This is a genomic window from Streptomyces sp. PCS3-D2 (genome assembly GCF_000612545.2).
GTDB lineage: Bacteria > Actinomycetota > Actinomycetes > Streptomycetales > Streptomycetaceae > Streptomyces.
The window spans coordinates 1,149,026-1,170,354 of sequence record NZ_CP097800.1 but is presented as its reverse complement, the minus strand read 5'-3'; the positions used below and the strand labels follow the sequence as shown (position 1 = coordinate 1,170,354).

General features: G+C 75.7%; 14 protein-coding genes. 1 reads left to right on the top strand and 13 read right to left on the bottom strand.

The features are described from left to right. Positions 1 to 5: 5 nt before the first annotated feature. The 13 genes from AW27_RS04830 to AW27_RS04770 form a co-directional block, all read right to left on the bottom strand. Positions 6 to 7,889: a non-ribosomal peptide synthetase gene (locus tag AW27_RS04830; protein ID WP_037916074.1), complete on the bottom strand. Its 7,884-nt coding sequence runs from the start codon at positions 7,887 to 7,889 to the stop codon at positions 6 to 8. A gap of 83 nt (positions 7,890 to 7,972) precedes the next feature. Continuing rightward, positions 7,973 to 9,700: a condensation domain-containing protein gene (locus tag AW27_RS04825; protein WP_037916076.1), complete on the bottom strand. Its 1,728-nt coding sequence runs from the start codon at positions 9,698 to 9,700 to the stop codon at positions 7,973 to 7,975. A gap of 50 nt (positions 9,701 to 9,750) precedes the next feature. After that, positions 9,751 to 11,277 carry an AMP-binding protein gene (locus AW27_RS04820; RefSeq protein WP_037916078.1) on the bottom strand — a complete coding sequence of 509 codons (1,527 nt, stop codon included), beginning with the start codon at positions 11,275 to 11,277 and terminating at the stop codon, positions 9,751 to 9,753. A 61-nt stretch (positions 11,278 to 11,338) separates the two neighbouring features. Beyond that, a complete protein-coding gene (locus AW27_RS04815; RefSeq protein ID WP_236647448.1) occupies positions 11,339 to 12,649 on the bottom strand; it encodes an aminotransferase-like domain-containing protein in 1,311 nt (436 codons plus the stop codon). Further along, positions 12,646 to 13,752, bottom strand: coding sequence for an alpha-hydroxy acid oxidase (locus AW27_RS04810; RefSeq protein WP_052030035.1), 1,107 nt, complete (start codon positions 13,750 to 13,752; stop codon positions 12,646 to 12,648). The genes AW27_RS04815 and AW27_RS04810 overlap by 4 nt, the downstream gene beginning before the upstream one ends. Next, positions 13,749 to 14,831 carry a 4-hydroxyphenylpyruvate dioxygenase gene (gene hppD / locus AW27_RS04805; protein ID WP_236647449.1) on the bottom strand — a complete coding sequence of 361 codons (1,083 nt, stop codon included), beginning with the start codon at positions 14,829 to 14,831 and terminating at the stop codon, positions 13,749 to 13,751. The genes AW27_RS04810 and hppD overlap by 4 nt, the downstream gene beginning before the upstream one ends. Beyond that, a complete protein-coding gene (locus tag AW27_RS04800; RefSeq protein ID WP_063890540.1) occupies positions 14,828 to 15,646 on the bottom strand; it encodes a thioesterase II family protein in 819 nt (272 codons plus the stop codon). The genes hppD and AW27_RS04800 overlap by 4 nt, the downstream gene beginning before the upstream one ends. Further along, the gene (locus AW27_RS04795) at positions 15,643 to 17,427 is read right to left on the bottom strand and encodes a non-ribosomal peptide synthetase (RefSeq protein WP_052030036.1); all 1,785 of its coding nucleotides are present in this window, start codon (positions 17,425 to 17,427) and stop codon (positions 15,643 to 15,645) included. The genes AW27_RS04800 and AW27_RS04795 overlap by 4 nt, the downstream gene beginning before the upstream one ends. After that, on the bottom strand, positions 17,420 to 18,481 hold the full coding sequence (locus AW27_RS04790; RefSeq protein WP_052030037.1) for a TauD/TfdA family dioxygenase: 1,062 nt from the start codon (positions 18,479 to 18,481) through the stop codon (positions 17,420 to 17,422). Before AW27_RS04790 ends, AW27_RS04795 begins: the two co-directional genes overlap by 8 nt. After that, positions 18,478 to 19,326, bottom strand: coding sequence for a dimethylargininase (gene ddaH / locus AW27_RS04785; RefSeq protein WP_370466458.1), 849 nt, complete (start codon positions 19,324 to 19,326; stop codon positions 18,478 to 18,480). Before ddaH ends, AW27_RS04790 begins: the two co-directional genes overlap by 4 nt. Before the next feature lie 4 nt (positions 19,327 to 19,330). Then, positions 19,331 to 19,543 (bottom strand): MbtH family protein, encoded by a 213-nt coding sequence (locus AW27_RS04780; protein ID WP_037916083.1) that lies wholly within the window; start codon positions 19,541 to 19,543, stop codon positions 19,331 to 19,333. Positions 19,544 to 19,554: 11 nt separating this feature from the next. Further along, complete coding sequence (locus tag AW27_RS04775; RefSeq protein WP_037916086.1) at positions 19,555 to 19,881, bottom strand: hypothetical protein; 327 nt, start codon at positions 19,879 to 19,881, stop codon at positions 19,555 to 19,557. 9 nt (positions 19,882 to 19,890) lie between these two features. Next, positions 19,891 to 20,094 carry a hypothetical protein gene (locus AW27_RS04770; protein WP_037916088.1) on the bottom strand — a complete coding sequence of 68 codons (204 nt, stop codon included), beginning with the start codon at positions 20,092 to 20,094 and terminating at the stop codon, positions 19,891 to 19,893. Positions 20,095 to 20,344: 250 nt separating this feature from the next. On the opposite strand from AW27_RS04770, the gene AW27_RS04765 reads away from it, so the two are divergent. Beyond that, entirely contained in the window at positions 20,345 to 21,322 is a 978-nt protein-coding gene (locus AW27_RS04765; protein WP_037916091.1) for a helix-turn-helix transcriptional regulator, read from the top strand. Positions 21,323 to 21,329: the final 7 nt, after the last annotated feature.

Here is a 21,329-nt window from a genome sequence, read left to right as displayed (position 1 = left end):
TCGGCTCAGGCATCGGCGGCGCGCCGGAGCGTGGGACGGGCCTTCGGCGCGTCGGTGAGCAGGGCGGCGGTGCGGGCCGGGGTCGGGTGCTGGAAGAGCTGGCGGATCTTCAGCTCCCGGCCGAGATCGGCCCGGATCCGGCTGATCAGCCGGGTGACGAGGAGGGAGTGGCCGCCCAGGGCGAAGAAGTTGTCGTCCGGGCCGACCTCGTTCCGGCCCAGGACCTCGGCGTACAGGGCGCGGACACGGTCCTCGGTGCTGCCGCCCGGGTCCTCGGCCGGCTCGGGCGCGGCGGGGGCGGCCGTGTGCGGAGCCGGGCCGTCGACCGATCCGACCGCCCGGTCCGGGGCGGCCGCGAGACCGCGCAGCACCAGGGCCAGGTCCGCCGCCAGCCGTTCCACGCTCGTTCGGTCGAACAGCTCGCTGGCGTAGGTCAGTTCGCCGGTGAGGCCCAGCGGGGTGCCGTCGGCGGCGCGCCGCTCCCCGAGGTCCACGCCGAGGTCGAACTTGGACACCGCCCACTCGACAGGGTGCGGCCGGGCCGTGAGGCCCGTCAGGCGGGGCAGGGCGGGCGGCTCGTTCTGGACCTGGAGCAGCACCTGGAAGAGCGGGTGCCGGGCGAGGGACCGCTCCGGGTTCACCCCCAGGACGACCTGCTCGAAGGGCACCTCCTGGTGGGCGTAGGCGGCGAGGTCGGTCTCCCGCACCCGCTCCAGGAGGTCGGTGAAGGTCGGGTCGCCGGAGAGGTCGGTGCGCAGGACGAGGGTGTTGACGAAGAAGCCGACGAGGTCGTCGAGTGCTTCGTCCGTGCGGCCGGCGACGACGGTTCCGATGGGAATGTCGGTGCCGGCTCCGAGGCGGGACAGGAGGACGGACAGGCCGGCTTGGAGGACCATGAAGAGGGTGCAGCCGTGCTGCCGGGCCAGTTCGAGCAGTCGTCCGTGCAGCTGCGCGTCCAGCTCCAGGGGGACCGAGCCGCCCGCGAAGCTCGCCACGTCCGGGCGGGGCCGGTCGTAGGGCAGGGCGAGCTCGGCCGGGGTGCCGGCCAGTTCCTCGACCCAGAATTCGAGCTGGCGGGTGATCAGCGCGTCCGGGGCGCCCGGCGTGCCGAGCACGGACCGCTGCCAGACGGTGTGGTCCCGGTACTGCACGGGCAGCGGCTCGAAGGCGGGCGCCGCGCCCGCGCACCGGGCGGCGTAGGCGGTGGCCAGGTCGGTCAGCAGCGGCCCCCAGGACCAGCCGTCGGTGGCGATGTGGTGCACCACGAGCACGAGCACCCACTCCTGTCGCCCCAGCTCCAGCAACCGGGCCCGCAGAGGGAGTTCGACCGCGATGTCGAAGCGGTGCCCCGTCACCTCCCGGACCGCGTCCGCGACGGCACCGGCCTCCGTGACCGCGAGGACCTCCAGCGGCACCTCGGCGGCCGCGCCCTCCAGCAGCCGGACCACCGGCTCGCCCCCGCACTCGTCGAAGACGGTCCGCAGCACCTCGTGCCGGGCCACCACGTCGCCCAGCGCCGCACGCAGCGCCGGCGCGTCCAGCGGACCGCTCAACCGGTAGGCGAAGGGCACGTTGTGGTGGCCGGACGGGCCCTCTGCCTGATGCGCGAACCACAGGCGGTGCTGCGCCGGGGACAGCGGCGCGCCCTGCCCCGGCTCCGCACGGCGCAGCGGCGGCCGCGCCCGGTCGGCGCTCCCGGCCAGCTCCGCGAGGGCGGCCACGGTCTGCGCGCGGAAGACGTCGCGCAGCGCCAGCTCGACCCCGAGGGCCGTACGGATCCGGCTGACCAGCCGGGTCGCCAGCAGCGAGTGGCCGCCCAGGTCGAAGAAGCCGGCGTCGGCGGCGACCGCGTCGAGGCCGAGCACCTCGGCGAAGAGCCCGGCCAGGATCTCCTCCCGGGGGGTACGGGGGGCACGTCCGCCGGAAGCGGGCAGCGCGGGCTCGGGCAGGGCCCGGTAGTCCACCTTGCCGTTGGGGGTCAGCGGCAGCGCGTCCAGGACCAGGACGTACGAGGGCAGCATGTAGTCCGGCAGCAGCCGCTCCAGCCGGCGTCGCACCGCGGGCCCGGACACCTCCCCGACCACGTAACCGGCCAGCCGCTTCTCACCGTCCGCGGCGGCCCGTACGGCGACCACGGCCTGGCGGACCCCCGGGGATGCGGCCAGCGCGGCCTCGACCTCACCGGGCTCCACGCGGAAGCCGCGGACCTTCACCTGCTCGTCGGACCGGCCGAGGAACTCCAGCAGCCCGTCGGCCCGCCACCGGGCGCGGTCGCCGGTGCGGTACATGCGGGTGGCGGGCGCGCCGAACGGATCGGCGACGAACCGCTCGGCGGTGGCCGCGGGCCGCCGCTGGTAGCCGCGCGCGACTCCGGCACCGGCCAGGTACAGCTCGCCCGGGGTGCCCGGCGGCACCAGCCGCAGCCGCTCGTCCAGCACGTACGCACGGGTCCCGTCCAGGGGGCGGCCGATCGGCACCGGGCCGTCGGCGTCCGAGGCGCCGGCGATCAGGTGGCTGGTCGCGCACAGGGTCGCCTCGGTGGGCCCGTACAGGTGGCGGACCACGGTGTCCGGGCAGGCGGCCAGCACGGCCCGGACCGCGGCGGGGCTGACGACGTCGCCGCCGGTCAGCACCTCGCGGACGCCGGCCAGCAGGCCCGGGTCCTCCTCGGCGACCACACGGAACAGACCGGCCGTCAGGTGCACGGCGGTGATGCCCGCCCCGCGGATCAGGGCGCCCAGCGCGGCGGCCGTGGGCTCGCCCTCGGGGGCGACGACGACCTGCCAACCCGACAGCAGCGCCACCCACAGCTCGTAGTCGGCGATGTCGAACGCGTGCGGCGCGTGGAACAGGACGCGCTCGGCGCCCCGGGTGTGCCAGCCCCGGTCGGCCACCAGGGCCAGGACGTCCCGGTGGGTGACGGCGACGCCCTTGGGCTCGCCGGTCGAGCCCGAGGTGTGCATCAGGTAGGCGAGCTGCCCGGGCGGGCACGACGCGGCCGTGAACTCCGCGTCCCGCGCGTCCGCCCCGGCGGTGTCCGCCGCCGTGACCAGGACCGTGCGGGCGCACTCCAGGCCGAGCGGGGCGAAGGCCTCGTCGACCAGCAGGACGGAGCAGCCCGCATCGGACAGGATCCTCTGCATGCGCGCGGCCGGGTACCCGGTGTGCAGCGGCACGTACGCCCCGCCCGCCTTCAGGACGGCCAGCATCGCGACGACGACCTCGGGGGAGCGGGCCATCAGCACGCCGACCGGGGTCTCGGTGCCGACCCCGTACCCGGCCAGCCGCCGGGCCAGCCGGTCCGCCCGCCGGTCCAGCTCCCCGTACGTGATCTCGTCCGGGCCCGAGAAGAGGGCCACCGCGTCCGGGTGCAGGCGGGCCCGGCGGGAGAACTCCTCGTGCACGGAGCCCGCCGCGGCCCGCTGCGGCCCCTCCGGCAGCCAGCCGCCGAGCAGCTGCCCGCGCTCCTGCTCCAGCAGGACCTCCAGTGCCGAGATCGGACCGCGCGGCGCCCGCACCGCCGCCTGCAGGACCGCCCGCAGCCGCTCCACGAGGGCGCGGACGGTGGCCTCGTCGAACAGGCCCGTACGGTATTTGGCGACGGCGCGCAGGCCCTCGCCCGGCGAGCCCGCCTCGGTGAACTGCAGCGCCAGCTCGAACTCGGCCTCCGGTACGTCGACCTCCTCGGCTTCCGCGGTCAGCCCGGGGAGGTCGAGAGCGGCCGTGCCGGTCGCCGGGCGCATCGCCAGCGCCACCTGGAACAGCGGGTGGTGGGAGAGGGAGCGGCGCGGGTTGACGGCCTCGACGACCTGCTCGAAGGGGACGTCCTGATGGGCGAAGGCGGCCAGGTCGGTGTCCCGGACCCGCTCCAGGAGTTCGGCGAAGGTCGGATCGCCGGAGACATCGGTGCGCAGGACCAGGGTGTTGACGAAGAAGCCGACCAGCTCGTCCAGGGCCTCGTCGGTGCGGCCCGCGACGACCGTCCCGATCGGCACGTCGGTGCCCGCCCCGAGCCGGGACAGCACCACCGCCAGAGCCGACTGGAGCACCATGAAGACGGTGCACCCGTGCGCCCGGGCCAGCGCCGCCAGCTGCGCGGTCAGCGCCGCGTCCAGATCGAAGCCGAAGGCGGCGCCCGCCGGGTCGGCGACCGCGGGCCGGGGACGGTCGGTGGGCAGCGCGGGCTCCTCGGGCAGCCCGGCCAGCACGGTGCGCCAGTGGGCCAGCTGCTCCTCGGCTACGTCGTCCAGCAGGGCGCGCTGCCACAGGGTGTAGTCCGCGTACTGCACGGCCAGCGGGGCCCGCCGGCCCGAACCCGCGCCGGTACGGGCCGCGTAGGCGTGCGCCAGGTCGTCCAGCAGCGGCCCCCAGGACTCGCCGTCGGTGGCGATGTGGTGCAGGGCCAGCACCAGGGTGTGCTCCCGCGGCCCGCAGGCCAGCAGCGCGGCCCGCAGCGGGGCCTGCGCCGCCAGGTCGAAGGGGCGGCCCGCGACCTCGGCGACCAGGGCGGCCGTCCCGGCGCCGCCGCTCGCGTCGAGGACCTCCAGGGCCGGTGGGGCCGGGGGCAGGACGACCTGGCGGGGCTCGCCGTCGACGTCCGGGTGGATGGTGCGCAGGATCTCGTGCCGCTCGGCCAGGTCGGCCAGCGCCCCGCGCAGCGCCGCCACGTCCAGCCGACCGTCGAGCCGGAGGGCGACCGCGCTGTGGTAGGCCGGGTTCGACCCTTCGAGCCGGTCCAGGAACCACACCCGGCGCTGCGCCGGGGAGAGCGGCAGCCGCTCCGGGCGCGCCTGCGGCCGCAACGCGGGACGGGCCCGGTCCGCGCCGTCGACCAGCGCGGCGAGTGCGGCCGGCGTGCGGGCGGTGAACACCTCACGGATGCCCAATTCTGCGCCGAACGCCCCGCGCACCTGCGCCACCAGCCGCATCGCCAGCAGGGAATGGCCGCCCAGCTCGAAGAAGTCGTCGTCGGCGCCCACCTCGGGCAGGCCCAGCACCGACGCGAACAGACCCGTCAGGATGCGCTCCCGCTCGGTGCGGCCGCCGCGGCCGCCGGTGCGCAGGGCGGGGGCCGGCAGGGCCCGCCGGTCGAGCTTGCCGTTCGGCGTCACCGGCAGCTCGTCCAGCACGACCACGGCCGGGACCATGTGCTCGGGCAGCGCGGCGGCGAGCTCGCCGCGCACCCCGGCGGGGGTCGGCGCGGTGCCCGGGCGGGGCACCACGTACGCCACGAGCCGGGGATCGCCCGGGCGATCCTCGCGGACGACGACCGCCGCGTGCGAGACGCCGGTGCAGCCCGCGGCGGCGTTGCGGACCTCGCCCGGTTCGATGCGGAAGCCGCGGATCTTGACCTGGTCGTCGGTGCGGCCCAGGTACTCCAGGACGCCGTCGGCCCGCCAGCGCACCAGGTCGCCCGTGCGGTACATGCGGTCCCCCGGCTCGAAGGGGCAGGCCACGAACCGGTCGGCGGTGAGCCCGGGCCGGCCCAGGTAGCCGCGGGCCAGCTGCACACCGGCCAGGTACAGCTCGCCGGCGGTGCCGGGCGCCACCGGGGCGAGCCGGCCGTCCAAGACGTAGGTACGGGTGTTGGCGGCGGGCCGTCCGATCGGGACGGTGGCGTCCCCGGCCCGGCAGGGCCAGAGCGTGACGTCGACCGCGGCCTCGGTCGGGCCGTACAGGTTGTGCAGTTCCGCGCCGGGCAGGACCCGGAAGAAGGCGTCCTGGGTGTGCGGGGGCAGTGCCTCGCCACTGGCGATCACCCGGCGCAGCGAGCGGGCACCCGCCGCGGCGGGCTCCCGCAGGAACACGTCGAGCATGGACGGCACGAAGTGCGCGGTGGTGACGGACTCCCGGGCGATCAGGTCGGCCAGGTAGGCGGGGTCCTGGTGGCCGCCGGGCTTCGCGACCACGAGCGTCGCCCCGGTCAGCAGCGGCCAGAAGAACTCCCACACCGAGACGTCGAAACCGCTCGGCGTCTTCTGCAGCACCCGGTCCCCGGCCCCCAGCCCGTACTCCCGCTGCATCCACGCCAGCCGGTTGACGATGGCCCGGTGCGGGACCAGCGCGCCCTTGGGGCGGCCGGTGGAACCGGAGGTGAAGATCGCGTACGCCGGGTGGTCGGGCAGGACCACCGGCCGCGGTGCGCGGTCCGCCGCGGGGAGTGGGGCGTCCAGCCGCAGCGTGGGCGTTCCCGGCGCCTCCCATCCGGTGCTCAGCACCAGCGCCGGGGCGGCGTCGGCCATGATCTGGAGGTTGCGCTCCTCGGGCTGGCCCGGGTCGACGGGCAGGTAGGCGGCGCCCGCCTTCAGCACCCCGCACAGGGCGACCATCAGGTCGAGGGAGCGCGGCACGGCGACCGCGACCAGGCTCTCCGGTCCGATCCCGAGGGACGCGAGCACGTCCGCGAGGCGGCCCGCCCGCTCGTCCAACGCCCGGTAGGTCAGGGACTCGCCCTCGAAGACGACGGCGGTGGCGTCCGGGGTCCGGGCGGCCTGCTCCGCGAGCAGCGCGGCCAGCGTCGACTCCGGGAGGGCGGCCGCGGTGTCGTTCCACTCGGCCAGGACCCGGTGGCGCTCGGCCGCTGTCAGCGCGTCCAGGACCGCCACCGGCGCGTCCGGGTCGGCCGTCCACCGCTCCAGCAGCCGCACCAGCCGCTCGCCCAGCTCCCGCACCCGCTCGGTGCCGACGAGCCCGGGGTGGTGGCTCAGCCGCAGCCCGAGCGCCGCGCCCGGCTCGACCACCAGGGTGAGCGGGAAGTGCGTGGTGTCCCGGAACCGGATCCGTGCCTCCAGGCCGAAGCCGGGCAGGTCCAGTGCGTAGTCGCTCATCGGGAAGTTCTCGAAGACCAGGTTCGTGTCGAAGAGCGCGGACGGGGAACCGGCCAGCTTCTGGATCTCCGTCAGCCCCAGGTGGTCGTGGCTCGCCAGCTCGGCCCGCTGGCGCTGGAGCTCCGCGCAGACCCGGCGCAGCGGGGCGGCCGCGTCGATCCGGGCCCGCACGGGCACGGTGTTGATCAGCATGCCGATCATCCGCTCCGCACCCGGCAGTTCGGCGGGGCGGCCGCTGACCGTGAGTCCGAAGACCACGTCGTCCTGCCCGGTGGCGCGGGCCATGAGCGTCGCCCAGGCCCCCTGGACCACGCTGGTCAGCAGCAGCCCGCACGCGCGGGCCCGCGCGGTCAGTGCCGCCGTCCGCTCCTCGTCCAACCGCACCACCACGTCCTCGGGGGTGGCGCCGGGGGAGACCCGGCCGGCGCCCTCCGCGATCCGGCCGGGTGCGTCGAGACCGGCCAGGGCGGTGCGCCAGGCCTCCTCGGCGGCGGGCCGGTCGCAGCCCGCGAGGTGCGCCAGGTGGTCCCGGTAGGGCCGCACCGGCTCAAGCCGGCCACCCGTGTACAGGGTGAACAGCTCGCGGAAGAGCAGCCCGAACGACCAGCCGTCCAGCAGGATGTGGTGGGCGGTCACCAGGAGCCGGTGTCGGTCGTCCGACAGCCGCAGCAGCGTGAACCGCAGCAGCGGCGGCCGGCGGCTGTCGACGCCCTGTGCCCAGTCCTCCTCCGTCAGTTCCGCGGTCCGCACCTCGGCCGCACCGGCGGGCAGATCGCCGAGGTCGTGCTCCCGCCAGGCCGGCTCCATGTCCCGGCGCACCACCTGGACGGGATCGCCGTTCTTGCGGTGGGTGAGGACCACCCGCAGGTTGGCGTGGCGGCGCAGCAGCTCCCCGGCGGCCCGGCGCAGCCGTCCCGCGTCGAGCATTCCGTCCAGGTCGACGGTGAACTGGGCGATGTAGAGGTGCTTGGAGTCCTCGTCGTACCCGGAGTGGAAGAGCATGCCCTCCTGCAGCGGGGAGAGGGGCAGGACGTCCTCGATGGCCGGCCGGCTGGTGTTCATGGCTGATGTCGCTTTCTGGGAGACCGTCGAAGGGCGGCGGAGGTGCGGAGGTGCGCAGGTGCGCAGGTGCGGACCGGTCGGGGTCAGAGGAGGCCGAGCGAGGCCGCGAGGTCGTCCAGTTCGTCCTGGCCGATCGCGCCGAGCGTCAGGCCGGCGGCGGGCGGGACCGTGGACGCGGCCGCGGGACCGGTGCGGTCGGCGTGGACGACGAGGGCGCCGAGCATCCGGAACCAGCCGTCGGCCAGCGCCCGGACCTCCGCCTCGTCGTGGACGCCCTCGGCCCAGGCCCAGTCGGCGTGCAGGACGGGCCCGTCCGCCGACTCCAGGACGAAGGCGTTCACCTCGACGGCGTGCGCCATCGGCATGCCCGGGCCCGGGGCGTCGAGCCGGGCCCCGTGGGCGGGCAGCAGCTGCCAGTCGGCGTCGGCCGGACCGCCCAGCCGGCCGAGGTAGTTGAAACCGATGCCCGCGGGCTCCGCCGCGGCGAGCTCCTTGCCGACGACCGGGTCGAGGTGGCGCAGCAGGCCGTACCCGATGCCCTTGCGCGGGATCGCCCGCAGCTGCTCCCGGACCCGCCGCAGCGCCTCTCCGGCGGTGGGTCCGCCGTCCTCGGCGTCCGCCGCACCCAGGCCGTCCAGGGCGAAACGGGTGGGGAAGAGGGTGGTGAACCAGCCGACCGTGCGGGAGAGGTCCGCTTCGGCGCCGATGTCCTCCCGGCCGTGGCCCTCCAGCTCCACCAGGGCCTCCGGGCCGCAGGGCCGCCACCGGGCCAGGGCCAGGGAGAGCCCGGCCAGCAGCACCTCGTTGGCGTCTGCGCCCAGCCGGTCGGCCACCGACGTCAGCAGCGGCCCGGCCGTCGCCGCGGGCAGGCTCAGGGCGAGGTGCCCGGCGCGGTCCTCGTGGTCGCGGGCCGGGTCCAGCGGGCGGCGGCCCGCGATGCCCGCACCCGGCCGCACCACACCGCGCCAGTACGCGGCTTCGGCAGCGGTCCGCTCCCCGGCCGCCTCCGCGGTGAGCAGCTCGGACCAGCGGCGGAACGAGGTGGCCACCGGTTCGAGGGCGCCGGCGGGGGCCCGCCCGGCGGCGACAGCCTCCCCGGCCCGGGCGAGGTCGCCGGTCAGCACCCGCCAGGAGATCCCGTCCACGACCACGTGGTTGACGACCAGGGCCAGCGCCCCGGGCAGCCCGGCCCCGGCGTCGAACCAGACCGCCTGCACGATCACCCCGCCGCCGGCCGAGAGCCGGTCACGGGCCGCGTGCACCTCCCGACCGACCTCCTCGGCGGTGGCCTGGCGGCCCTCCGTCGACACCCGGCGCAGGCACGGGGCGGCGGGCACCGACCCGGCCGGGCGGGTCCGCCAGCCGGAGCCGTCCCGGATCACGCGCAGCATGTCGTGCCGGTCCAGGATTGCCTGGAGCACCTCGGACGCGCCCTGTCCGGTCAGCCCGGCCGGGGTCCGCACCACCAGGTACTGGTAGTAGCGGTCGGCCGGCCCGCCCCGCTCGTCGAGCCAGTGCATGACCGGCGTCGGCCGGACCGGCCCGACGCCGTCGTCGTCGCCCGACCGGGCGGACCGGGCCAGCGGCCGGGCGGCGTCGGCCAGGGCCGCCACGTCCGGCAGGGTCAGCACGTCCCGGACGGTGATGCGCAGCCCGGCCCGGCGGGCCGCGCCGACCACCTGCACGGCGATGATGCTGTCACCACCGAGCCGGACGAAGCCGTCCTGCGGGCCGACCTCCCGGATTCCGAACAGGTCCGCCAGGACACCGCACAGGATCTGCTCCGCCTCGGTCACGTCGATTCCCCTCATGGTCTTCCTCGTTCTCGTTCTCCGCAGGCCCTCGGGGCCTGCGCGGGTTGTCAGACGGCGGTGCGGGCCGGGGCGAACAGCGCCCGCAGGGCGGCCCGGTCGACCTTTCCGTTGGCGGTCACCGGCAGCTCCGCCACCGGCCGGAAGTGCCGGGGCACCATGTACGCCGGCAGCTGCGCCGCGCACGCCGCGGCCAGTTCCTCGGGCCCGGGGCCGTCTGCCCCCGTCCGGGTCCACACGGCCGCGAGTCGGCGCGAGCCCGCGACCTCCACCGCCACCACCACGGCCCGGCGGACCCCCGGGACCGCGCCCAGGACCGCCTCGACCTCGCCGGGCTCGACCCGGTACCCGCTCACCTTGAGCTGGTCGTCGACCCGGGCCACGAAGTGGAAGTCCGCCCCGTCGAACCGGACGAGGTCCCCCGTGGCGTACGTACGGCGCGGGATCCCGTCGCGGTGCGGCAGGGTCCGGAAGCGGGTCGCCGTCAGCTCCGGGTCGCCCAGGTAGCCGAGGCCGACACTGCCCCCGCCGACGACCAGCTCCGCCTCCTCGCCCGCCGCGAACGGCCGCAGCCCGCCGTCCGCCTCGCGCAGCAGCTCCGCGCCGGCGACGGCGCCGCCGATCGGCGGGTGCTCGGGCCAGGAAGCGGCCTCCCGGGGATCCAGCCGGTACTGCGTGACCACGTGGGTCTCGCTGGGCCCGTACTCGTTGACCAGCGCGACCCCGGCGGCCGCGCAGAACTCCCGCACCTCGGAGTTGACGACCAGGCGCTCGCCCGCGACCGCGATCTCCCGCAGGTCGGGCATCGCGCCCGGTTCGAACACGGCGGCCGTGGCCAGCGCGTGCAGCCCCACCACCGGCAGGAACAGCCGGGCGACCCGGTGTGCGCGGATCACGTCCATCAGCGCGAAGGGGTCCTGGCGTTCCTCGTCGGAGACCACGACCAGCGCGGCCCCGGCCAGCCAGGTGGCGACGATCTCCTCATAGCCCACGTCGAAGCCGATGGAAGCCGCCTGGAGGGTGTGCGGCGGGCGGTCGTGGGCCCAGTTCCGTACGTGCCAGTCGCCGAGCGCGGCCAGCACCGAGGACGCCACGGCCACCGACTTGGGCTCACCGGTCGATCCGGAGGTGGGAATGACGTACCCGAGGATTCCCTCGCGCAGCTCCTCCAGCGGGGCGCCGCGCAGCTCGCCGAAGGCGACCTCGGCGGGGCCGAGCCCGGTCGGCGCGGTGTGGTCGGGACGGACCAGCAGGGCGCAGTGTCGGGCGATCCGGGCGGCCCGCGGCGCGGGCATGCCCGGGTCCACGCAGACCACGCCCACCCCCGCCCGCCAGGCGCCGAGCACGGCGGCGCACCGCTCCCAGGACCGTGGGCCGTGGACGGCGACCACGTCGTCGGGTCCCAGGCCCCGGGCGGCGAGCCCGCCCGCGATGTCGGCGGAGCGGCTGTCGAGTTCGCCGTAGGTGTGGGCGACGCCGCCGTCGACGACGGCGACCGCCGCGGGGTCGCGCCGGACGGCGCGGATCAGGGTCCGGACGAGCGAATGCCGTGGTCCGTGCGCCTCGTCGGCGTGCATGGACGTCCCTTCTGGGGTGGGTGCGGGGAGGGCAGGGAGGGGGGCGGGCGGGGCGAGGGGCTCAGTCACGCGATGCCGCGCCCTGCTCGTCGACCAGCGCCGCCAGCCGGTCGAGCCCGTCCTCGATCACGGCGGGATCCAAGGAGCTGCACGAAAGCCGCAGTTGGCGCCGGGCCCGCTCGTGGTCGCTGAAGTGGCGCATCGGCGTGAAGAGCACCCCGTGCCGGACGGCGGCCTCCTCGACCAGGGCGTCCGTCACCTCGAACGGCACGTCGAGAACGACGAAGAAGCCGCCCGCGGGGGCGATCCACCACACCCCGGGCACCCCGGCGAACCGCTGGTGCAGCCCGTCCAGCAGGGCGCGCAGGTTGCGCCGGTAGACCTCGATCTGGCGGCGGTTGGCCTCCAACAGGCTGCCGCCGTGCTCCAGCAGCATGCCGCCGACCAGCGCCTGCGTCACCGGCGGGGTGTTGACGGTCAGCATGCTCTTGGCCCGGGCCAGCTCGTCGGCCAGCAGCGCCGGGCCGCCCGCCCCGGTCACCCGCTGGTCCGCGACGGCGAAGCCCACCCGGGCGCCGGGGAAGCAGGTCTTGGCCAGCGAGCCCAGGTAGACGACCCGCTGCCCGGTGTCGAGGGCCTTCAACGTCGGAGGCCGGGAGCCGACCGTCATCCGGAAGTACCCGTACGGGTTGTCCTCCAGCAGCAGTATGTCCTCCTGCTCGGCGACCTCCAGCAGCGCGCGGCGCGACTGTGTCCCCAGGGAGTGGCCGCTCGGGTTGGAGAAGTCCGGTACCAGGTACAGCGCCCGGGGCCGCTCCCCGGCCGCGCGGACCTCGCGGATCCGCTCGCGTACCTGCTCCGGACGCACCCCGCGGGGGCCCTCGGGCACCGACCGCACCGGGAGGTCCAGTAGCCGGGCCGCGCCGGTCAGCCCGACGTACGTCGGGTCCAGGGCCAGCACCACGTCCCGCGGGCCGGCCTTCAGGGCACGCAGCACGAGCCACAGCGCCTCCTGCGCGCCCACCGTGACCAGGACGGCCTCCGGGGCGCAGACGATGCCCTCGTCCCGTTCGAGGTGATGGGCGATCAGCTCGTGCACGACGCCCTTGGTGCGGCCGTACTGGAACAGCTCCCGCCGCACCCCGGCCGCGTCGTAGCCCTTGTCCGAGGTGAGGTGCTGGATGTACGTGTCGAGGTAACGGTGCAGGTCGGACGGGTCGAAGAAGTCCTCCGTCGGCCGCCCGGGGGCGAAGGAGACCGCCTCGGGGAACCGTCCCGCGATCTCGTTGAGGAAGGTCATGGACAGCAGTGCGGGGTCCGCGAGGGACGCGTGCAGATCGGCCCGGTCCAGGGCCACGGCAGCGGGGGTCACCGGGCCGCCCCCAGCGCCGTCAGCCAGGGGGCGTCGGCGGGGGTGCCGCAGCCCGACAGCTCCATGGCGGAGCGCAGTTCGGCAGCCAGCAGCTCCAGCACCCGGGACACGCCCGCCGCGCCGTCCGCAGCCAGACCCCACAGGACGGGCCGGCCCAGCAGCACCCCGTCCGCGCCGAGCGCCAGGGCCTTGAGGACGTCGGTACCGCTGCGGATCCCGCTGTCCAGCAGCAGCCGGCAGGGCGGCGGGACCGCGTCCCGGACCGCGGACAGCATGTCCGCGCTGGCGACCGCGCCGTCGAGCTGGCGGCCGCCGTGGTTGGAGACGACGACGGCGTCCGCACCGGCGGCTGCCGCGGTCGCGGCGTCACCCGGATCGAGGATCCCCTTGACGATCAGGGGCAGTCCGGTCTGTTCCCGCAACCGGGCCAGGTCGTCCCAGCCCAGGGTGCGGGCGAAGGACTCGGCGGTGTGCTCCGCCACCGCGCACGTGCCGGCCCGGCGTTCGCCGGCCCGGCGGGTGGTGGCCGGGTCGAGGTGTGCGGCCGCCACGCCCGCCGGCAGGGCGAAGCCGTTGCGCAGGTCGCGCAGGCGCCGGCCCATCGAGGGGACGTCGACCGTGACCATCACCGCGGCACAGCCCGCGTGCTCGGCGCGCCGCACCAGTTCGGCGGTGAGCCCGGGGTCCCGCTGGCAGTACAGCTGGAACCAGGTGGTCCCGCCCAGCGCGGTGACCTCCTCCACCGGCACGCTGCTCAGCGTGCTCAGGGTGAACGGCACCCCGGCGGCCGCCGCCGCGCGGGCCGTGGCCAGCTCGCCCTCGGGGTGGAGCAGCCGCTGGTAGGCCATCGGCGCGACCGCCACGGGCAGGGCCGCCCGGCCGCCGGGGAGTTCGGCCGAGGTGTCGAGGGCCCCGGAACCCGACAGGACGCGGGGGACGAGGCGGATCCGGTCCAGGGCGGCCCGGTTGGCGGCCATGGTCAGCTCCTCGCCGCTGCCGCCCGCGATGAAGTCCCAGACCTCCGGCGGCAGGGCCCGGCGGGCGGGACCGGCGAAGTCCGCCAGCCGGACCGGGACCGGAGCGGTGTCGTGTCCGGCGCTCACCGCAGGACCTCTGTGGCGCCCAGCCGCTCGGCCTCGACGGCCTCGTACAGGGCCTTGATGTTGCCGTTGCCGAAGGTGCGGGCGCCGAACCGCTCGATCACCTCGTGGAAGAGGGTGCGGCGCGGATGGGTGGAGCGGGTGAAGATCTGGAAGAGCTGCCCGTCGTGGTCCTCGTCGACCAGGACGCTGGTGCGCTGGAGCTCCTGCGTGGAGTGCCGGGTCAGGTCGAGCCGGTCCGCGAGCATCGTGTAGTACGTGTCGGGGACGCTCAGGAACGTCACGCCGCGCTCGCGCAGCGCCCCGACCGCCCGGACCACGTCCCGGGAGGCGAAGGCGATGTGCTGGACCCCCGCGCCGCCGTGCTCGGCCAGGAACCGGTCGATCTGGCCCGGCTCCCGGGAGGTGTCGGGCTCGATCAGGGTCAGCGTGACCTCGCCGGAGGCGCTCTGCACCACCTTGGAGTCCATGGCCTGCGCGCCGACCCGGATGAGCTCCTGGAAGATCATGCGGAAGCCGAGGACGCGGGTGTAGAACTCCACGGTCCTGGTGAGTTCCCCGGCGGGCAGGCAGACCGCGAAGTGGTCCAACTCCTCCAGGAGTTCGCCCGCCGGGTCCGCTTCGGCGGCGTCCGGCAGCGGGGTGAAGCCCGGGGGCAGCCCGGCCGGGTCCGGCTCGACGAGGGTGTGCACGACGTCGCCGAAGCCGGCCAGCACGGCCCGGGTGCGGCCGTCGGAGTGCCGGCGCGGCACGGCCAGCGGGACCGCGCCGCGGGAGACCGCCTCGTCGAAGACGGCGGTCACGTCGGGCACGCTCAGCGCGATGTCGGCGACGCCGTCGCCGTGGGCCAGGACGTAGGCGGCGCCCGGGTGGTGCGGTGAGCGGGCCTGGGTCAGGACGAGGGAGATCCGGCCCTGGCGCAGGAGCAGGGACTCCGCGGCGGCGGACTCGGCGCGGGCGACCGCGCGGAAGCCGAAGCGGCCGGTCATCTCGGCGGCCGCCGACGCGAGGTCGGCGACGTAGGACTCGACGTGGCTGATGCCGAAGGCGGGGGAGAAGGTCATGGAGCTGCCGTTCTTCATGGGGCCGCCGTCCCTCGCGGGGCGGCGGACGTGGGGAGGACGGGGGTGGGGGCCGCAGCGGCCCCGGTCGTCAGGGAATCGATCCGAGCGGGCAGGTCCCGCCACACCTCCGGGGTGTAGAAGTGGCCGCCGGGCAGGACGTCGTGGCGGAACGGTCCGTCGGTCAGCGCCGCCCAACGTGGCGCCACGTCCTCGCCGATGACCGGGTCCGCGTCCCCGGAGAACACCTGGAGCGGGACAGCGGTCCGGGCGCCGGGGGTGTGGGTGAAGGTGTCCCGGGCGGCCAGGTCGGCCCGCATCAGCTCCACGGCCATCTCGGTCAGCTCGGGCTCGTCGAGGACGTGCCCGGGCAGCAGGCCGTGGGCGCGCATCCAGCCGAGCAACTCGTCGTCGTGCTGCCCCCGGTCCAGGAACCGGTCCCGGTCGGTGACGCCGCGGTCCGGGGCGTTGCAGGCGGAGACGACCAGGGCGCGCGGCGCGGGCGCACCCGCGGCCGCGAGCCGTACGGTGACGTCGAAGGCCATCCAGCCGCCCATGCTGTGCCCGAACAGGATGTACGGGCCCTGCCCGGCCACCGCCGCGACCCCGGCGGCGGCGTCCGTCGCGAGCTCGTCCCAGGTCCGGGCGAACTCCTCGGCGAACCGCCCCTCCCGCCCCGGATAGCAGACGGCCACCAGGCCGGCGCCGTCCGGCAGGGCCGGGATCCAGTCGTGGAAGGTGGCGGTGCCGCCGCCGCAGAAGCCGAGGCAGACCAGGGTGGGCGCGCCCTCCGCGGCCTCCTTCAGACGCACCGCGGTGGTGTCGAGGACGCTCACGCGGGCTCCCCGGCGGCGAGGGCGTGCACCGACCGCGCGTGCCGGGCCAGCTCTGCGAGGACGGGGAAGCGGTAGACGTCCGTGGTCCGCAGCGCGATCCCGGCGTTCTTCTTCAGCCGGGACACCACGCGCAGCGCCAGCAGCGAATGGCCGCCGAGCGCGAAGAAGTTCGCGTCCGCGTCGACGCCGTCCCGGCCGAGGACCTCGGCCCACACGCCCGCGATCAGCTCCTCCAGCGGGCCCTCGGGGGCGCGCCCGGAGGATTCCGACGCGGCCGCGGCGGCCGTCGGCAGCGGCGGCAGCGCCTCGGTGTCCACCTTGCCGTTCGGCGTCAGCGGGAGCGCGTCGAGCATGACGAGGACGGACGGGACGAAGTACGCGGGCAGGGCGGCCTCGCAGTGCCGGCGCAGCTCGGCGTCGGTCGCCCGGGCCCCGGGCGCCGGGACCCAGTACGCCGCGAGCAGGGCGTCGCCGTCCGGCCCGGTCCGGGCCACGGCGACGGCCGCCGCCACCGCCGCGTGGTCGCGCAGCCGGTCCTCCAGCTCGCCCGGCTCCACCCGGAAGCCGCGGACCTTGAGCTGCCGGTCGGTGCGGCGCAGGAACTCCAGGCCGGCGTCGGCCCGTCGGCGCACCAGGTCGCCCGTGCGGTACATCCGGCTGCCGTCGGCGGCGAAGGGGTCCGCGACGAACCGCGACGCGGTCAGGCCGGGCCGGCCGACGTAGCCGACGGCCACGCCGGGACCCGACAGGTACAGCTCGCCGGTGGCGGCCGGCCGCAGCCCCTCGTCGAGGACGTGGGCGCGGACCCCGGGCAGCGGCTCGCCCAGGCGCGGGTCGTCGCCGGTGATCCGGGTCGCGGTGGCGTCGACGGTGCACTCGGTGGGGCCGTACAGGTTCCAGCCCTCCACGGCCGGGTCCTCGGCCAGCGCCCGCCACATCGGCGTCGGCACCGGCTCGCCGCCCAGCAGCAGCCGCAGCGGACGCCCGGGCCGCAGCCGCGGGCCGGTCAGCTGCCAGTGCGAGGGCGTGCAGTCGAGGTCGGTCACGCCGTGCGCGTCCAGCAGCGCGTCCAGCCGGGCAGGCTCCGTGCGGTCCTCGTCGTCCAGGACGACCAGGGTGTCCCCGCGGCACACACGGACCCACTGCTGCACGGACGCGTCGAAGGACAGGCTGGCGTTCCAGGCGACCACGCGGTGGCCGGACGGGTAGACGCCCCGCTCCTCCAGCCCCGCCACGAGGGCGGCGACGCTGCCGTGCGTGACCTCCACGCCCTTGGGCAGGCCGCTGGAGCCCGAGGTGTGGATGACGTAGGCGGCGGTGGCCGGGTGCCCGGCCCGGCCGGACGGCAGCGCGTCGGCCGGCACGACCGTGCCCGTGTCCGCCGTGTCCGCCGGGTCCGCCGCGGCCGTCTCCGGGTCCAGGACCGGCAGGCCCCCGGCCCACACGGCCCCGGCCCTCGCGACCACCGCACGCAGCCCGGCGTCGGCCGCAATGTGCGCGAGCCGCTCCCCGGGGTACGCCGGGTCCAGCGGGACGTAGGCCGCGCCGGCCCGCCACACCGCCAGCGGGACCGCGGCCCAACCCGTGCCGCGGGGCAGGCTCACGCCCACCCGGTCGCCCGGGCGGACACCGAGCGCGCGCAGCGCCGCCGCCAGGCGGGCCGTGCGTCCGGCCAGCTCCTCGAAGGTCAGGGAACCGTCCGCGGCGTGCACCGCGGCCCGGTCGGGGAAGCACCGTACGGTCTCCATGAACCGCTCCACCAGGTTCAGAGGCTCAGCCACGGGACACCTCCGCCACGGTTCCGGCGCGCGGGGCGACGGTCGGGGCGCAGTCCGCCACCGCAACCGGGTCGCCCATGGCGACGACGATCCGCCGGTCGCCGCGGAAGGGGTCGCGGCCGTGCGCGGTCAGGACGTTGTCGACGATCAGCAGGTCCCCCGGCTGCCAGGCACGGCGTACGGTGGCCCCCTCGTAGGCGGCGTTGACGGCCGCCAGTTCCGCCTCGGTCAGCGGGACGCCGTCGCCCAGACCCGTGTCGAAGGGCAGCCCGTCTTGGCCGAGCTCGTCCAGCAGGACCTCACGCAGCTCCTCGTCCAGCGAGAAGCGGTTCCAGAACGCCATGTGGTTGAACCACACCTCGTCGCCGGTCCGCGGGTGGCGGACGATGCCCGGGCGCACCTGGCTGGTGCGCAGCGTGCCCGCGTCGTCGAAGGCGCAGGCGATGGCGTTCTCGGCGCAGTACGCCTCGACCTCCTCGCGGGCGCCGGCCCCGAAGGCGGATTGCCAGGCGACCGAGAGGTTCTCGGAGTAGGTGCGGGTCAGGACCCAGCCGGCGGAGCGCATCCGCTCGACCAGCGCGGCGGGGACCGAGCGCAACACCGCGCGGCAGTCGGTGACGGGGGTCGCGCCGCCCTCCTCGGGGGCGGTCAGGCAGCCGAAGAGCAGCAGGCCGGGGAAGGTCAGCGTGTAGCTGTTCTCATTGTGCGGACGGATCGCCTGCGCGGCGGGCAGGTCGGTGGAGGAGAAGACGCCCGAGCCGAAGTCGCTGCGGGGCGTGGCCTTCTCGCGGTACGGGGTGGCCCGGCGGACCAGTTCGTCGCGGACGACGGCGAAGTCGTCCACGCTGCGGACCGGCAGCCCGCTCACGTACACGGCGCCGAACCGGTCCAGTCCGGCGCGCAGTTCGGTGCGGTGCTCGGCGAGCCAGTCCCGAGCTGCGGCCGCGTCGGCCAGCCCGGGGGCGCGGACGGTGGCCGGGGCGCCGGGCTCGATGAGCCAGTCGAGGACGCCGGCGAAGGGGACGGCCCCGGCGGCTGCGGTGGGGTGCAGGCTCATGCGGCACCGCCCGCGGTCGGCGCCGGCGCGGCGTGACGGAGCTCCAGGGTGCAGCACTTGACGCTGCCGCCGCCCTTGAACAGCTCGGACAGGTCGACGCCGATCGGCGTGAAGCCGCGCTCGGCCAGCCGGTCGGCGAGCCCGCGGGCGGCCTCGGCGAGCAGCACGTTGCGCCCGTCGGAGAGCGCGTTCAGACCGAAGGCCTCGGCGTCCTCCTCCGTGGCCAGCAGAGCGTCCGGGTACAGCGCGCGCAGCACCGCCCGCGACTCGGCGGAGAAGGCACCGGGGAAGTACATGATCTCGTCGTCGTCGAGCACGGCGAGGGCGGTGTCCAGATGGTAGAAGCGCGGGTCGACCAGGGTCAGGCCCACCACCGGTGCGCCGAGCACGCGCTCGGCCTCGGCGTGCGAAGCCGGGTCGGTGCGGAAGCCGGTGCCCGCCAGGATCCGGGACCCGGCGACCAGGTAGTCGCCTTCGCCCTCGTTGACGTGCTCCGGGGCGACCACCTCGGCGTAGCCGTTGGCCTCGAACCAGGCCTGGTACGCGGGGGCTTCGGCGGCGCGCTCGGGGTGGCGGAAGCGGGCCATCAGGACGCGGTCGCCGAGCACGGTGGCACCGTTGGCCGAGTAGACCATGTCGGGCAGCCCCGGGAGCGGGTCGATCAGCTCGACCGTGTGCCCGAGCTCCTGGTAGAGGGCGTACAGCCGCTCCCACTGCAGGACGGCCAGGTCGGTGTCGGTCGGCTTGGCCGGGTCCATCCAGGGGTTGATGCGGTAGTCGACGGTGAAGTGGGACGGGCGGCACATCAGGTAGTGCCGGGGACGTGCGGTGCGCTGGACGGTCACGGGCTCAGACCTCCCCGAGCGCAGCGACCAGCGAGGCCGGGCGCAGATCGGTCCAGGTCACCTCGATGTGGTCCAGGCAGTCCTGGCGACCGGCCGGGCCGTGGGTGGCCGTCCAGCCGGCGGGCACCTCGATCGAGGCGGGCCACAGGGAGTGCTGGTTCTCCTGGTTGACGAGGACGAAGTAGCTGGCTTCGTCGTCCTCGAAGGGGTTGGTCACGGGTGCTCCTGTCAGGTGGTGGTGGGCGGTATCGCGCCGGGACGCGCGAGTCCGGTGGGTCCGGCGGCGAGGTGCCAGCCGTGGAAGGGGGAGGGGGGCGCCAGCGCGCGGCGGCAGACGGCCAGGGCGGCCTCCGCGGCGGTCGTCCCGGGCGTGGCCACGGTGAAGAGTCCGAGGTCCACGCCGTGCGGACCGCTCCGCACGCTGATGTGCTCCAGTCGCTCCGCCGGGCGGGCCGCGCCCCACAGCAGGCGGAGCAGGCGGCCGTCGTCCGCGGGACCGGGACCGGGCCCGGTCACGGTCACGGGCGGTACGAGGGAGACGAGGGTCAGCTCCACGCGACCGGGTCAGTCCCAGATGAGGCCCCGGGCGACCGCGCCCGGGGCGGCCGGGAGCTGTGCCGGGGCCGCCTGGACGGTGCCAGCCCCGGCCGCGACCGCACCCGCCGGTCCGCCGACGGTGAGCACGAGCGCGGCGTGGACGAAGGCCGCGGCGAGCGCCACGGCGGCGGTGCGGACCGGACGGACGGCGGTGTGGACGCGAGAGGTCATGGAGGTGCCCTTATGGGGAGTGGGGAAGAGGTGCCGAGCGGCACGCCTCCATCCTGACCAGGGTGTTGACCTGGGGGAACGGGTTCAGGGGTGGCGGAAACGGCCAGGACGCTTTGTGACTGCGGCCCCCGCGGGCAGCCGGATCGAACCGCGTGGACGCGCGTGGAGGGCCCGTCTATGTCGCGTAGATGTCCGGTGGGCAGGCTGGTCGCAGATCGACGGGGGCGACCGCAAGCGAAGAGGGGGAACGATGTCCGCGGGGCTCGGCCTGGAGGAACTCGACCAGACGGTGTACGAGGAGATGCTCGCCCGGCCCGAACTGGGCCTGGCCGAATTGGCCGCCCGGCTCGGGGTGGAGCCCGACCGGGTCCGCGACTGCCTCGACCGGCTGTTCGCGCTGCGCCTGGTCCAGGCGTCCTTCGAGACGCCCGGCCGCTTCACCGCCGTCGACCCGGTCTTCGGGATGCAGCGGCTCCTGGACCAGCAGCACGAGGAACTGATGACCCGGCACCGGCAGGCCGCCGGCCACCAGCAGGCCCTGGTCCGGCTCCTCGCTGGCACCGGCTCCGGTGGTCGCCCGGCCGAGGGCGTCGAGCGGCTGGCCGGACTCGACGCCGTGCAGCGGCGGTTGGAGCGCCTGGCACTGGAAGCCAGGACCGAGGTGCTGACCCTCATGCCGGGCGGCCCCCAGTCCCCGGCCGCACTGGAGGCCGCCGAACGCAACGACGCCCTGGTGCTCGCCCGCGGGGTCGCGATCCGCACCATCGGGCTCGACCTCGTCCGGGAGGACCCGGGCACGCTGCGTTACAGCCGGGCGCTGCTCGCCGGCGGCGGGGCCTTCCGTACGGTCGCCGCGTTGCCGACCCGGATGGTGCTGGTCGACCGGACCCACGCCCTGCTGCCCATGGACCCGGCGGACAGCCGTCGGGGTGCGCTGTTCCTCTCCGCGCCCGGCGTGATCGCGCCGCTGGTCGCGCTCTTCGAGCGGGAGTGGGGCGCGGCCGTGCCGCTGGGCGCGGATCCGTCGGAGGCGCGGTACGTACCCACTGAGCAGGAGCGATCGCTGCTGGGCCTGCTGGCCGAGGGGCACACCGACGAATCCGCCGCCGGACAGCTGCACATCTCGGCCCGTACCGCGCGACGGATGATGGCCTCGCTGATCGAACGGCTGGGCGCGCGCAGTCGTTTCGAGGCCGGGCTGCGCGCGGCGCGCCTCGGCTGGGTGTGACCCGGAA

What these genes read in the sequence shown, in the direction of transcription:
- AW27_RS04830 (WP_037916074.1), bottom strand. Translation starts at nt 7,889, where the DNA reads ATGAACACCAGCCGGCCGGCCATCGAGGACGTCCTGCCCCTCTCCCCG.
- AW27_RS04825 (WP_037916076.1), bottom strand. Translation starts at nt 9,700, where the DNA reads ATGAGGGGAATCGACGTGACCGAGGCGGAGCAGATCCTGTGCGGTGTC.
- AW27_RS04820 (WP_037916078.1), bottom strand. Translation starts at nt 11,277, where the DNA reads ATGCACGCCGACGAGGCGCACGGACCACGGCATTCGCTCGTCCGGACC.
- hppD (WP_236647449.1), bottom strand. Translation starts at nt 14,831, where the DNA reads ATGAAGAACGGCAGCTCCATGACCTTCTCCCCCGCCTTCGGCATCAGC.
- AW27_RS04790 (WP_052030037.1), bottom strand. Translation starts at nt 18,481, where the DNA reads ATGAGCCTGCACCCCACCGCAGCCGCCGGGGCCGTCCCCTTCGCCGGC.
- AW27_RS04770 (WP_037916088.1), bottom strand. Translation starts at nt 20,094, where the DNA reads ATGACCTCTCGCGTCCACACCGCCGTCCGTCCGGTCCGCACCGCCGCC.
- AW27_RS04765 (WP_037916091.1), top strand. Translation starts at nt 20,345, where the DNA reads ATGTCCGCGGGGCTCGGCCTGGAGGAACTCGACCAGACGGTGTACGAG.